The 12322-nt window shown below is 67.9% G+C and carries 12 protein-coding genes and 3 tRNA genes; 5 read left to right on the top strand and 10 right to left on the bottom strand.

Translation table 11 applies throughout. The features are described from left to right. Positions 1-100 precede the first annotated feature (100 nt). The 4 genes from J2S75_RS01155 to J2S75_RS01140 form a co-directional block, all read right to left on the bottom strand. On the bottom strand, positions 101-379 hold the full coding sequence (locus J2S75_RS01155; RefSeq protein WP_244376731.1) for a hypothetical protein: 279 nt from the start codon (positions 377-379) through the stop codon (positions 101-103). A gap of 166 nt (positions 380-545) precedes the next feature. Continuing rightward, positions 546-1130, bottom strand: a complete 585-nt coding sequence (locus J2S75_RS01150; protein ID WP_307017407.1) for a nucleoside 2-deoxyribosyltransferase — start codon at positions 1128-1130, stop codon at positions 546-548. 48 nt (positions 1131-1178) lie between these two features. Further along, positions 1179-1255, bottom strand: a tRNA-Arg gene (locus J2S75_RS01145). A 24-nt stretch (positions 1256-1279) separates the two neighbouring features. Then, positions 1280-1585 (bottom strand): ETC complex I subunit, encoded by a 306-nt coding sequence (locus J2S75_RS01140; protein ID WP_307017404.1) that lies wholly within the window; start codon positions 1583-1585, stop codon positions 1280-1282. 410 nt (positions 1586-1995) lie between these two features. Between J2S75_RS01140 and rpsU the strand changes: the two genes are divergently transcribed. The 3 genes from rpsU (at position 1996) to J2S75_RS01125 (ending at position 2777) form a co-directional block, all read left to right on the top strand. Beyond that, the gene (gene rpsU, locus J2S75_RS01135) at positions 1996-2277 is read left to right on the top strand and encodes a 30S ribosomal protein S21 (RefSeq protein WP_307017403.1); all 282 of its coding nucleotides are present in this window, start codon (positions 1996-1998) and stop codon (positions 2275-2277) included. Positions 2278-2322: 45 nt separating this feature from the next. Then, positions 2323-2577 carry a hypothetical protein gene (locus tag J2S75_RS01130; RefSeq protein ID WP_307017401.1) on the top strand — a complete coding sequence of 85 codons (255 nt, stop codon included), beginning with the start codon at positions 2323-2325 and terminating at the stop codon, positions 2575-2577. A gap of 123 nt (positions 2578-2700) precedes the next feature. Beyond that, a tRNA-Pro gene (locus J2S75_RS01125) sits at positions 2701-2777 on the top strand. A gap of 7 nt (positions 2778-2784) precedes the next feature. On the opposite strand, the gene J2S75_RS01120 is transcribed toward J2S75_RS01125, so the two are convergent. The 4 genes from J2S75_RS01120 to J2S75_RS01105 all read right to left on the bottom strand — a co-directional run bounded on the left by J2S75_RS01120 (position 2785) and on the right by J2S75_RS01105 (position 6488). Then, complete coding sequence (locus J2S75_RS01120; protein WP_307017399.1) at positions 2785-4236, bottom strand: hypothetical protein; 1452 nt, start codon at positions 4234-4236, stop codon at positions 2785-2787. Positions 4237-4468: 232 nt separating this feature from the next. Further along, entirely contained in the window at positions 4469-4951 is a 483-nt protein-coding gene (locus tag J2S75_RS01115) for a DUF192 domain-containing protein (protein ID WP_307017397.1), read from the bottom strand. Between the two features lie 43 nt (positions 4952-4994). Continuing rightward, positions 4995-5597 carry a cold-shock protein gene (locus J2S75_RS01110; RefSeq protein WP_307017395.1) on the bottom strand — a complete coding sequence of 201 codons (603 nt, stop codon included), beginning with the start codon at positions 5595-5597 and terminating at the stop codon, positions 4995-4997. A 123-nt stretch (positions 5598-5720) separates the two neighbouring features. Beyond that, on the bottom strand, positions 5721-6488 hold the full coding sequence (locus J2S75_RS01105) for an SIR2 family NAD-dependent protein deacylase (RefSeq protein WP_307017393.1): 768 nt from the start codon (positions 6486-6488) through the stop codon (positions 5721-5723). 55 nt (positions 6489-6543) lie between these two features. Between J2S75_RS01105 and J2S75_RS01100 the strand changes: the two genes are divergently transcribed. Together J2S75_RS01100 and J2S75_RS01095 are read left to right on the top strand one after the other, a co-directional pair. Then, on the top strand, positions 6544-6966 hold the full coding sequence (locus J2S75_RS01100) for a VOC family protein (RefSeq protein WP_307017391.1): 423 nt from the start codon (positions 6544-6546) through the stop codon (positions 6964-6966). A 200-nt stretch (positions 6967-7166) separates the two neighbouring features. Beyond that, positions 7167-7241 (top strand) — tRNA-Glu (locus J2S75_RS01095). Positions 7242-7602: 361 nt separating this feature from the next. Here the strand turns inward: J2S75_RS01095 and J2S75_RS01090 are convergent. Then, complete coding sequence (locus J2S75_RS01090) at positions 7603-11073, bottom strand: bifunctional cytochrome P450/NADPH--P450 reductase (RefSeq protein WP_307017389.1); 3471 nt, start codon at positions 11071-11073, stop codon at positions 7603-7605. Positions 11074-11098: 25 nt separating this feature from the next. Beyond that, positions 11099-12256, bottom strand: coding sequence for a glycosyltransferase (locus tag J2S75_RS01085; RefSeq protein WP_307017387.1), 1158 nt, complete (start codon positions 12254-12256; stop codon positions 11099-11101). Between the last annotated feature and the right edge of the window lie 66 nt (positions 12257-12322).

The raw sequence follows: 12322 nt of genomic DNA, 5'->3' as shown, positions 1-12322 counted from the left end.
TTGAAGAAAGCCGCGACACCGCCCGTCAAGCCGCACCGGCTTACAAACGAAAACGGGCGAGCCCAAGGCTCGCCCGTTCCGTCGATTTGGATAGGGGGGCTCAGCGCTCGCTGCGCTCGTTCACCCGCTCCTGATTGATGATGGCCTGATCGCCGCGCATGTACCACGGGTCGGCATAAGAGGGCTCGTAGCCATAGGACGGGCCGAGCGGCGCGCGCACCGGCGCGTTGTAGACCGGCTCGCCATAATAGCGCTCGCCCACATAGGCGTTGCGGCCTTCATAGACGTGGCCACGATAGTTCGGGTCGGCGAAAGCTGTGCCGGCGGCGCCGGCGGCGAGAATGCCCAGAGTAGCAGAGGCAAGAAGCAGCTTGCGCATGATGTCATCTCCGTCGTCTGCAGGCTTTTGCTTCTGGATCGGAACGTGAAGTCCGATCCGTTCGGGCTGACAACGGCGATGTGGCGAAAAAGGTTCCGTTCACGACTTTGCGCGCGGGGCAAACGCCCAAGACAACCGAAGACGAATGCCTGCCATCCGGCGCGTGCTACCACCCGATCAAACGGTTGGCGATCATCCCGGCCAGCAGGGCGGCGGCCAGGCTGACGGCGAGGGCGACCGCCACGGAACGGCGCGTGCGTCGCTGCAGATCGCGGTTGCGCACGGTGAAGCCGAGCGCCGCCACCGCCTCGGCGATGGCCTCTTCAGCGCTGGCGCCGACGACGCGGCCATCGGGCACGATCATCAGGTTTTCCGTCTTGCCCCAGTCCTCGACCAGATACCCCTCCCCGTCCCGCCCATCGGCGCCGGACGGGTGGCGCTCCTTCAGCGGGCGCGGATCGGCGGACCAGAAGAACACCGGCGTGCCGCGCGCCTCGGCATAGCCGATCTCGAACGCCGTGCCCGGGTCCATATGCGTGCCGCGAAACGGGGTGATGTTGGCGATCACGGCATCCGCCGCGTCCAGCATGTCCAGGCAGGCGCGGCGAATGTCGACGCCTTCGCCGTGCAGGGGAAAGAGGCCCTCGGCACCGGCAGCGGCGCAGAGCGTCCGCAGCCGCTCCCCTTGTGCGGCGGCATCCGGGCGGAACACATCCGGTCCGGCGAGATAAAGTCGAAGAAGCCGGGGCATGGGCAACTCGGGAGAGGCGCGCCGCCGGGACAACGCGCGCTGCGTAGATGGCGACCGCGGCTGGGCTCGAACCAGCGACCTGCCGCTTAGAAGGCGGCTGCTCTATCCAGCTGAGCTACGCGGCCCACGCGCCCCCGCCGGCTTCGTGGTCAGTGGGTCCACTGGCCGATGCGGCGGAAGCTGAAATTGTCGGAATAGGCCATGCGGCGGCGCGCCGGCTCCTGCGGCTCGTGCAGCTGATAGGCGATGCCGTGGCGCTCGGCATAGGCGACCGCCTCTTCCTTGGTGTCGAAGCGAAGGCGTACCTGGCTCTTCATGTCGCCGGAGCTGGTATAGCCCATCAGCGGCTCCACCAGACGGGGCTGTTCCGGCTCATAGTCGAGCACCCAGAGCTTCGTCCGGGCGTTGCCGGACTGCATGGCGGTCCGGGTCGGCTTGTAGATGCGTGCGACCATTTCCCTCGCTCCCTTGCCGCGACCGCCGCTCCGCCGTTCCGGCTCGTGGCGGGCCCGCGGCTTGCCCGCCCTGATTAAGGCGCTCCAAACGTTCTGGCAATGGCCGCCCGCCGGGTTCCCCCATCTGCCGCCAGCCTTGCGGTACGGTACGCGGCGGACAAGCCCGCGGCGCGATGTCGAGACCTCGCCATCGCATAGCATTCGCCAACGCCCGGACAGCACTTCGACATCCTCCACAGAGCATTCCGTCTCCTGTCGGCACCGTCGCCTCGCGTGCTGCGCGGGCCTTGCGTGCCGTCAAAAACGTAGACGGCCCTGACTTTTGCTGTCCGTCGTCCTATATAGGCAGGGCGTCGTCGTTTACGGCGACGATTTTTACCATTCGAGCAGACCATAGGATTGGACAGGATTTGCAGGTTCTCGTACGCGATAACAATGTCGACCAGGCTTTGAAGGTTCTGAAGCGCAAGATGCAGCGCGAGGGTATTTTCCGCGAGATGCGGGCGCGCCGCGCTTATGAGAAGCCCTCCGAGCGCCGCAACCGCGAGGCGGGTGAAGCCGTTCGCCGGGCCCGCAAGGTGGCGCGCAAGCAGGCCGTGCGCGAGGGGTTGATCGCCGCGCCGAAGAAGAAACCCTCGACCCGGCAGACCCCCGCCCGCGCGCCCGCCGCCCCGGCGCCGGCCGCCGATTAGCGGCGCGTACCGTCCCTCGCCTCTCGACGTTGAAAGGAAACGACCATGAGCCCTTCGCTCCCCGCCTCCGCTCTCCCCACGGCCGATGAACCGGTGGCCCGCCCGGCCATGACGCGGATGGAAAGCAAGGCCGAGGCTATTTCGCGCGCGGCGATGGAAACGATCCAGCAGGAAGTCGCCCGGCGCGAGGCCAAGACCGCCCAGCTCCGGGCGGCGCGTCTGGCGAAGGAAGCCAGCGAGCGTGCGGCCGTCGCCGCCAAGCCGGCGCCGGCAAAGCGCAAGGCAGCGTCGGCCCGCTGAGGCGGGGCCGGCAGCGAACCGCCCCGCGCCATCTTGCCGAGCGGGACCCTTCTGTGCCATCTGACTGCGGCCCGGCCTGCTGGGCTGGAAAGAAGGGTCCCGTCCGTCGGGAACGAACCTTGTCGGGGCATAGCGCAGCCCGGTAGCGCGGAAGTTTTGGGTACTTCAGGTCGCAGGTTCGAATCCTGCTGCCCCGACCAGTCCACCCTATAAGCGAGGTGACGTTTTCGCCGCGGTGGCAGTGTCGATGCCGCTTGCGTCCGCGCCATCTTCGACCGCCACTCCATAGCGCTTCATCACGCACGTCACCGCCTCCGCCCACAGCGCGGCGCGGTTGAGCGGGTTCGGCGCCGTCGCGACCTTCTTCTGGCCGAAAGCCGATCCCGCAACGCCCGCGCATTCCACGATGCGGCGGCAGATCGGGCGGTCATAGCCCTCCATCCCCGTGGCAAAGGGAGCCATGGCCCGGCTGCGCGACAGCCGCGCGATCGAATGCGGGTAGAAGGCGCCCATGCATGGCAGGGGAACATGGGCGAAGCCGACCCGCAGACGGAACTCGCCCAGACTCTTGCCGAAGAGGGTCCGCACGGGGAGGCCAGAGGGAACGGTCGACTGCCTTTCCCAGATGCTATCGCCCCATGCGCCGGTGAAGAGCATGGTGTTTGCGAGGTGCGGCTCGAAGTTCAGAAAGGCGATGTCGTCGCCATGGCCGGTGGTGGCGACGAACTCCAGCGCCTTCGCCCGCAATTTGTCCTCATAGGCGAAGCGCAGCGTCGGGATATGGCTCCCGGCGGCGTGGCCGACTTCCCGCACACGCATCCCCAGCGCCTGCGCGATGTCGGTGCCGCAATCGTCGCCCCCGGCCACCTCCACCCGCATGGTCAGCGCCTCCTGGCAGCCCCTTTCCGCTGCGAGCGCCGCCACGGTTGGCGAATCATAGCCGCGCGAGACCGAGACAACCGGGGTAAGCGGCACGCGTCGCAACGGCGATTCCGCGTTCTCCCGTAGCGCGGTGACGGCATCGCCGAGCATCCGGCGATAGGCGTCGAAGCTGCGGTACCGCTGCCCCGTGTAGCGCTGGGTGATGACGACCTGGCCGGTGGGCGAGACGGTGAAATTATTGTGCCCCAGCCGCAGCAGCACGACGTCGTCGCTGGAGGCGATGACCGGGTTCCCCATGGCTGCGCCCAAACGGGTGAGCGCGTGGCTGTTGTCGACCGCCTCCGCTTCCACGACCGCGAAGAAGGGATGGCCGGGCACGATGCCGGCGTCGGCCAGGCAGAAGCACAGCGAGTTGGAGATGTGGTCCACCCCGCTGCGCCGGTCCCGCAGCAAATAGATCGCTTCCAGAAGGTGCTTGGGCGGCAGGAACACCGGCACAGCGCCCAGCAGGGCACCGGAGCCGAAATGGCAGGCCTGTTCCAGCCCGCCGATATCGCCGAACGGGCCCGTCCACACGCCCTCGAACAGGCCACCGTCGAACAGCTCGACACCCGGCCCGACGCTGAAGGCGAAGCGCCCGCCCTGGCGGCGGCACAGCCAGGCGAGCGGCGGCAGTTCGGGCCGCCGCGTCACCTCATAGGTCGGCGCCGAGGCTGGACCCGCGACGGTGAGGGCGGTGAGTATTTGGTTCTGCCGGGCAATGCCCCGCGCGAACACGCGCCGGTCGGCCGCGAGCGAGGGCAGTCGCAGGTCGCTCAGATATTGGCGCGCTGCGCCTCGGAACCGGCCAAGACCTGGAAAACGCGACCGCACATATTTTCGGAGTCTTCGAGCCAGTCCCATATTTACAACCCCTGCCCGCAAAGGTTGCTACCATATGAGCCGTCAGCACAAAATGGTAATTCGATAGGGCGCAAAAATGCGCTCCGAGGCGTTGCCGGCCGCCCGGTCAGCGATCGCGGAACAGCCGGTACTCGACGCGGTCGCCGACGGCGATTCCCTTGGCGCGTACCGTGCCGGCGGGCAATTCAAGCACCGCCCGCACCGGCGGGCCGGAAGAGATGGTCTCGGTGGACAGCGGCACCGTGTCGGTGGCGATGCTGGCGATCCGCCCGTCGGAGCGGATGAACAGCATGTCGAGCGGGATATAGGTGTTCTTCATCCACATATAGATCGGCTGCTCGACGCCGAAGTCGAACAGCATCCCCGCATCGGGCGCCAGTTCGGTCCGGTACATCAGGCCTTTGGCCCGCTCGGCCGGCGTCACCGCCAGTTCGATATTCACCGCGACCGGCCCCGCCTTGGTGAGGATGTTGAGCTTTTCAGCCGCTGCGCCGGCCGGCAGCAGGTTCGCCAGAAGCAGGGCGGCGAGGGCGAGAACGGGCGCCAGCCCACGGAAGGACCGGCCCGCGAGGGCAAAGGCGTGGCTCATGCGCGCGCTTGTCATGCGTAAACGACGCCGGGCGGCGCCTTCCCTAGTGAGACGACGGGGTTGCGGCACCATCGGGCCGCACTTCGGCAGCCATAAGGCCCTTCGGCCCCGGCCCGAAGCGCACCAGCACCATCTGCCCGGGCCGCAGTTCGGCGAGCCCGTGGCGGCGCAGCGTCTCCATATGCACGAAAATGTCCTCGGTGCCCTCCCCGCGCGACAGGAAGCCGAAGCCGCGCAGACGGTTGAACCATTTCACCCAGGCGCGCTCGAAACCGCCGACCGGCTGCACCGTCACATGGGTGCGCGCCTGCGGCAGCTGCGAGTGATGCACGGCGGTGGTTTCGTCCATGGAGAGCACACGCAGCGCCTGGAAGCCGCGTTCGCGCGCCACGACCTCGCACACCACGCGCGCGCCTTCCTGCGCCGTGTTGAAGCCGCCGCGCCGCAGGCAGGTGACGTGCAGCATCACGTCGCCGCTGCCATCGTCGGGAACGACGAAGCCATAGCCCTTGGACAGGTCGAACCACTTGATGGCGCCAGCGATGAGAAGGACCTTGCCCTCCTGGCCCTCGCCCGCCCCGGCATTTTCCTCCGTCTGGGCGCGCGAATCCGTTCCCGTGCGCGGCAGAGACCCGTCCGATACCATCGGCTGCCAACCTCCAGGAAGCCCCGTTCGCCCCAGCCGGCGAAACCCATGATTCCGAGGCCGAAGCATAGCACCGGGCGCCGCCACGAAAACACCGAAATCGATTCGCGGTGCGATTCCGCCTCAGTGGTGCAGCGCCGCATCGAACACCGCGCCGATGTCCGCCCGGATGACGAGATCGGCGAGATCGTCGAGTTCGGTCGGCTCGCGGTTGATGATCACCAGCCGGGCGCCGGCCCGCTTGGCCTGTACCGGAAAGCCGGCGGCGGGCCACACCACCAGCGAGGAACCGAGGACGAGGAACACGTCGCAGGCCGCGCTCAGCGCCTTCGCCCGCGCCATGGCCTCGGCCGGCATGGGCTGGCCGAAGGAGATGGTGGCGCTCTTGATCGGCCCGGTGCAGGCGGGGCAGTCCGGCGCTCTCTCCCGTTCAGCCTCGAAGCGGGCGCGCACCCAATCGAGCTCATAGCGCGTGGCGCAGTCGAGGCAGGTGGCATAGGTGCTGTTGCCGTGCAGTTCGACCAGATCCGCCTCGGGAACGCCGGACGCCTGGTGCAGGCCGTCAATGTTCTGGGTGATGATGCCCCGCAGCCGCCCCTCGCCCAGCAGCTGCGCCAGAGCCCGATGGCCACGCCCCGGCCGGGCGCCGGCAAAGGCGGCTTCCATAGCGAATCGCCGCCGCCAGGCTTCGGCCCGCATCGCCGGGCTGGCGCGAAAATCCTGGTAGTCGATCGGCCGGTTGCGGGTCCACAGCCCGCCGGGCGAGCGGAAATCGGGAATGCCGCATTCGGTGGAAATTCCCGCGCCGGTGAAGGCCACGCCGGCCCTCATCTGTGCCAGCACGGCATGGAGCGCCTCGGCCGCCGCCTTGATGTCATCGCTCGCCATCATATGTTGCCTTCACCCGATCCGTGGACATCGCGGCTTCAGCCCTCGAGAGGAATTCATGAAGTACCTTCACACCATGGTGCGCGTCACCGACATCGACGCCTCGCTGGATTTCTATTGCAACAAGCTGGGGCTGACCGAGGTGCGGCGCAAGGAATCGCCGCAGGGGCGCTTCACGCTGATTTTCCTCGCCGCCCCCGGCCAGGAAGGCGTCGCCGAAATCGAGCTGACCTATAATTGGGACCCCGAGGCCTATGGCGAAGGGCGCAATTTTGGCCATCTCGCCTTTGAGGTCGACGATATCTACGCCGCCTGCCAGAAGCTGCAGGAGGGCGGCGTGACCATCAACCGCCCGCCCCGCGACGGGCGTATGGCCTTTGTCCGCTCCCCCGACAACATCTCGATCGAGCTGCTGCAGAAGGGCGAGGCGCTGCCGCCGCTGGAACCCTGGGCCTCGATGCCGAACACCGGCAAGTGGTGAGAAATCCCCATTCGGAAGCCGGGGCGCCCGCGCCCCGGCACCGCTGGGCCCTTCCCTCCTCGGCCCGCCACGGCTGGTCGGATGGATACGGGCTGGCCGGGGACCGCAAGCGTGGCTCCGGCCCCGCGCGGGCCTGTGGATGACGCAGCCGCCCCCATCTTGCGCGCCGCCGCGCGTCACCCTATAAGGCACCCGCCTGCGCGCCCTTCGTCTATCGGTTAGGACGCCACCCTTTCACGGTGGAGAGAGGGGTTCGACTCCCCTAGGGCGCGCCACTTCCGTACAAAACCGCGAACACCCGGCCGGGTGGCGCGCTCGGCGAGCACGGCCGTTTCCAGCACCGACCTTGACCGCGGATGCGCACGACGTGCCGGTCGACTTCGACCGCGTCGATCAGCGCGCGCAGATAGGCTTTGCGGAACGGCACTTCGAATCACGCCACCTCCTCGATCGTCGGCACCGTTGAGGCCGGGTTCTTCGTCACATAGGCGACCTGTGTCACTCGACGGGCCGCCGCTGTCGTCGCGCTCCCGTGGTGAATCTGGCGCTTGGCGCATTCCTCGATTCATGCGTCGAGATTGCACCATCAAAACCCGGGATCAAACATCTAGCCCGATCGTACAGATGCGATGAGCATCAGCTGGAGGCCCATACGTCCTGGAGGTAGCGGTGCGCGGTTTCCAACTCGGTCAAGGCCGGGGCGCCGAGAATGTCGGTCAGGGCCGCGCGGACATCGGGAGCCATGGTGCGGGCATTGCCGCAAATCAGGATGGAGGCCCCGCGCGCGACCAGTTCCTGGACGGTTGCGGAATGGACCCGCAGCAGATCCTGCACATAGGTCTTGGGTGTGCCCTCGCGGCGCGAGAAAGCGACCGCGAGCAGGTTCAGCGTGCCTTCGTCTCGGTACGCCTCCAGTTCCTCGCGATAGAGGTAATCGCCCTCGTTCCGGCACCCGAAGAACAACAGGACCGGCCCCACCTCAACGCCCTTCGCCTTCAGCGCGTGCCGTTCCTGGATGAAGCCGCGCAGGGGCGCGGTGCCGGTGCCCGGGCCCACAAGGATGAGCGGCGCCAAAGGATCCTCCGGCAGATGAAAGGTGCTGCCCGTATCCTTTACCACCACGCGCAGCGTCGTTCCCTCGGCGCGGCCCGCGAGATAGGTGCTGCAAAGGCCGTCATGCTCGGTTCCGTCGCCGCATCGGAAACGGTGCGCCCCCACGGTAAGTGAGCAGCTTTCCGGCGCCAGCAAGGGCGAGGACGAAATAGAATAGTAGCGCGGCTTCAGCGTCGGCCGCAGGCTGAGCAAGGTGGCCAGATCGAGCTGCACCGACGGCACCTGTGCGAGCAGATCCGCCATGCGCGGACGACCGGCAGCAAGGGTCGGGAAATCCGCGAGCCATTGAGCGATCCGGGCTTGATCGGGCGGGCAGCGGGCCGCCCTCACCCAGGCCCGCAGTTCGCGCCGCGTCACCGGGCCGGCGAGGTCAACATGCTCCGCGAGAAGCTCGCCCACGCGGACCGGCACGCCGAGGGGCAGCCCACCCTCCCCCTCCGCTTCCGGCTTCATGGCGGAGAGCAGCACCGTCGTTTCAGGCGCCAAGCCGCAATGCGCCAGCGCGGCGGCCACCAGTGCCGGCGGATTGCTGGGGAAGACGCCCAGATGATCGCCGGCGGAATAGGCGATGCCGGCGGGCAGGGACAGCTCGATATGGCGGGTAGACCCAAGCGCGTCCGGCGCCTGCAGTTCGCGGTTGATCCGCACCTCGATCCGCACGGCGGCCTGATCGAGTGCCGTGCCACGGCGCGGTGCCGCCTCCGCCGCCGCGCCGGCGAAATTCACCACCTCCACCTTGATGGCGGGGGTCTCAGCGGCGTCCACGTCCTGGGGACGCCCGACGTCGGCGCCATCGAGCGCCTGCCATAGACCCGCGCTCCAGCTCTCGACCGCCGACTCGAAATCGCTGTCCGCATCGGCCGTACCGCGCTCCAGAAGCGGCGTGCCGCCGCGCGCCGCGAGCCCCTCGGCGATGGCCCGGGGGAATTTCTGGAAGGTCTGGCGCCACTGGGCGTTACCACAGCCCAGCACCGCAAAGCGCAGCCCGGCGCAAGCATCCATGGGGGCGGTGTCCAGCCAGCGGGCGAAGCCGGCGGCATTGTCCGGCGGCGCGCCATTATAGGTGGAGGTGACGATGACCACCGGCCCGTCCGTCAGCCAGGGCTGGCCCACCTGCTCGTCGAGCTCCGCCACGCGCGCGGCAAAGCCCCGGCTGCCAGCCTCACGCACGAGCGCGAGGGCGATGTCGCGGCAGCCCCCCATGTTGGAACCGTAGAGCACGCTCATCGGTCGCCCGCTCCCAGAGACGGCCTCGGCAACCGGCGCGCCCTTGAGGGCCTCAGTCCGCACAGGAAAGCGCCCCTTCACCTCGGGCCGCCGTTCCAGCAGCATCTCGAGATGGTCCGGCTTCACGGTGAGCGCCTGCTTGTGGCGCAGCACGTAATGCGGATCGCGTGGGCGGGCCGTGTAGCGCTGGATGAAGCGGGCGAGCACCATGCGCGCTTCGAGCAGGGCGAACTGGAAGCCGATGCAGGAGCGGGCTCCCATGCCGAAGGGATGATAGGCATCGCGATGGTGCTTGCTCTCCTCGCCCGGCAGGAAACGGTCAGGGCGGAAGCTGTGTGCGTCCGGCCCCCAGAAGCGCGGATTGGTGTGCAAGTTCGTCAGCGACACGAACATGCGCTCGCCGGCCTTCACCTCGTAGCGGCCGTTTCCGACGATCGTGTCGCGCGTGACATATCGGGGGAACATGGGCACTGGCGGGCACAGCCGCAGCGCCTCCTTCAGCACGCGCTGGGTGTAATCGAGCCGGCCGCAATCCTCATAGGTCGGGACAAAGGAAAAGTCCCGGCCGAGCACCTGATCCACCTCGGCGATCAGCTTTTCGAGCGCTTCCGGATTCTTCCAGAGATAATACAGCGCATAGGAGAGCATGCCGCTGGTGGTCTCGTGGCCGGCGATGAGCAGAACGATGAGCTGGCCGCGGATATTGTCGTCCGGCAGCTTCAACCCCGTCACCCGGTCTGGCGTGGTGAGCATCACCTGCAGCAGGTCCGTGGGCACGGGCGCGCCACTGTCCATGAGTGCGCGCCGCTCGCGGATGATGGCGTTCACATCGTCCAGCATGGTCTTGTCGGCGGCGGCGCGCTGACGGCGGGCCTCGTGGTAGAAAATTTCCGGCAGGAGGCGCTTCGGCTCCTGCATCGCATCCGCCAGCACAAGATTCATCGCCTCGACAAAAGGCGGCAGGTCGGGAGAGTCGATGGCACCGTACCGCTTGTTGAAGGCGGCGTAGGAGATGGCCTCGAAGGTCATCCTGGTCATCAGCTCGGTTGCAAGGAAGCTCTCGTCGGGCCCCAGCCGGTCGAGATGGGCCAAGAGGTCGTCCGCCACCTCGACGATGCGGCCATAGTAGTTCTTCAACGCTGAAGAGCCGAAGGCCGGGGCGAGAATGCGGTGTGCGCGGTGCCACAGCGGGTCATCGTCACTGGCGGTGAACAGCGCGCTGCCGACGCTCTTTTCCGCTAGGTTGCCGAGACCGCCACGCCCTTCCACCACCTTGGCGAACACATCGGGTGCCGCCGTCATCTCCGAGACGATATCGGCATCGGCGCAGAAATAAGCCCGGCCGCCCGGCGCGTTGAAGGCGAAGAAGTCGCCATAGCGGGCGTGGAGATCGGCCATCGCGCCTACCAGGCCATCGGCATGGTGCAACTCGGGCAGATTTGCGACGATGGGGTAAGGCTTGGGACCTGGAACCGCCTCATGTGCCTCGATGGCAGCGCCGTCGGCGGTCACCAGCGTCAGCCGGGCGCCGTCGGGAACGCTGTCGTCCAACGCCACAACCATCCCGTCCGGCGTTTCCACATGGAAGGCAGTGCCGGGCTCCAGGCGGGAGGCAAGGCGGACGGCTTCCAGCACCGCCTCGCGGCTCGCACCCGGAAACCATCCCACCCGGACATGGCCGGCCGGGCACGCGAGTTCAATGGTCTTCAGGCTGGGGGCAGCAGTATCGGCTACGGTCTCATCGAAGGGCGGCTTGCTGGTGGACATGGGGGTTCCTGGCGCCCGGAGGTGATCAGTGTTCTGTGTACGGCAGAGTGGCGGAGCTGCGCTGCGCCAGGCTGACGTGAAGGGCCTCGATGGCCGCCACAGTGCGCGCCATATCGGCCTCGGGGTCGATCTCGCGCGCCACCGCCTTGGCGCGCGCCGCGACCTCCGTAGCGTCCAGCACCGCGCGCAGGCTCTGTTCGAGGGTGGCCCGGTTGACCTTGGTGTGCGGGAGCACCGCCCCCACGCCCATGCGGCGCATCCGCATCGCATTGTCGGGTTGGTCGAAGGCGAAGGGGATGGTGAGCACGGGTACGCCGGCCCGCAGCGCCTCCGCGCAGCCGCCGACGCCGCCATGCTGCACCACGGCGGCGGCATGGGGGAACAGGCGGGAATGCGGCGCGTAATCCAGCGCCAGCACCTGATCGGCGGGCGCGTCGGGCGGCGGGTTCTGGCCTATCAGAAGGATGGCGCGGCGCCCGAGCGCGCGGGCCGTATCCGCCGCGATCTGGTAGAAATCATGCGCCAGATGCACCACCGTGGTGCCGAGGGTGAAGACCACCGGCGGAGAGCCGGCCGCGAGGAAGGCGTCGATCCGCGCCGCGGTCTCGGGGTTCGCTTCCTGCGCGAAGAAGGGAAAGCCGGTCTGTACGGAGGCAGCCGGCCAGTCCTGCTGCGACGCGCCGAAGACACGCGGGAACAGCGCCAGGACCAGATCGGGCGAGAACTTGTCGGCGAACAAGATGTCGCCGGTGCCCACCCCCACCTCACGCTGAAGCGCCAAGAGCGGCCCGGCCCAACGGGTCGTCTGGCGACGCATGAGGCGGAACAGCAGGCGCTGCGGCCAGGCGCCGAAATGGCGCAGGTGATAACCCGCCGGAAACCAGGACAGCACGCTGGGATCACGCGCCGACATCATGGTGGCGGGCGCCAGCATGGCATTGGCCCAGGGCAGGCCGCGCCGGGCCGCGACCAGCCGGGCCACATGGACGACTTCGCCCACCACCAGCGCATCGGCGCCTTCGGTGGCGTCCAGGAGATCCTCATAGGTCTCCCGGACATGGGGAAAAACAAGGTCGAGGAGCAGCCGCCGCCCGCCATGCACCGGATCGCCGAAGATCGCCATCAACACGTCGGGGGGAAAATCCGGCCGGAGGGGATGGAAGGGCAGGCCGAGCGCCGCCACGCGCGGAGCATAGACCGGCGGCGCCGCGATGATCGGATCATGGCCGCGCGCGCAGGGCTTGCCCGA

The organism is Ancylobacter polymorphus (assembly GCF_030813495.1).
GTDB classification, from domain to species: domain Bacteria; phylum Pseudomonadota; class Alphaproteobacteria; order Rhizobiales; family Xanthobacteraceae; genus Ancylobacter; species Ancylobacter polymorphus.
Note: the sequence above shows the minus strand (reverse complement) of the source record. Positions and strands in the feature narration are given on the sequence as shown.

Coding starts and splice junctions, on each gene's coding strand:
- J2S75_RS01155 (WP_244376731.1), bottom strand. CDS start 379: ATGCGCAAGCTGCTTCTTGCCTCTGCTACTCTGGGCATTCTCGCCGCC.
- J2S75_RS01150 (WP_307017407.1), bottom strand. CDS start 1,130: ATGCCCCGGCTTCTTCGACTTTATCTCGCCGGACCGGATGTGTTCCGC.
- J2S75_RS01140 (WP_307017404.1), bottom strand. CDS start 1,585: ATGGTCGCACGCATCTACAAGCCGACCCGGACCGCCATGCAGTCCGGC.
- J2S75_RS01130 (WP_307017401.1), top strand. CDS start 2,323: ATGAGCCCTTCGCTCCCCGCCTCCGCTCTCCCCACGGCCGATGAACCG.
- J2S75_RS01115 (WP_307017397.1), bottom strand. CDS start 4,951: ATGAGCCACGCCTTTGCCCTCGCGGGCCGGTCCTTCCGTGGGCTGGCG.
- J2S75_RS01110 (WP_307017395.1), bottom strand. CDS start 5,597: ATGGTATCGGACGGGTCTCTGCCGCGCACGGGAACGGATTCGCGCGCC.
- J2S75_RS01105 (WP_307017393.1), bottom strand. CDS start 6,488: ATGATGGCGAGCGATGACATCAAGGCGGCGGCCGAGGCGCTCCATGCC.
- J2S75_RS01100 (WP_307017391.1), top strand. CDS start 6,544: ATGAAGTACCTTCACACCATGGTGCGCGTCACCGACATCGACGCCTCG.
- J2S75_RS01090 (WP_307017389.1), bottom strand. CDS start 11,073: ATGTCCACCAGCAAGCCGCCCTTCGATGAGACCGTAGCCGATACTGCT.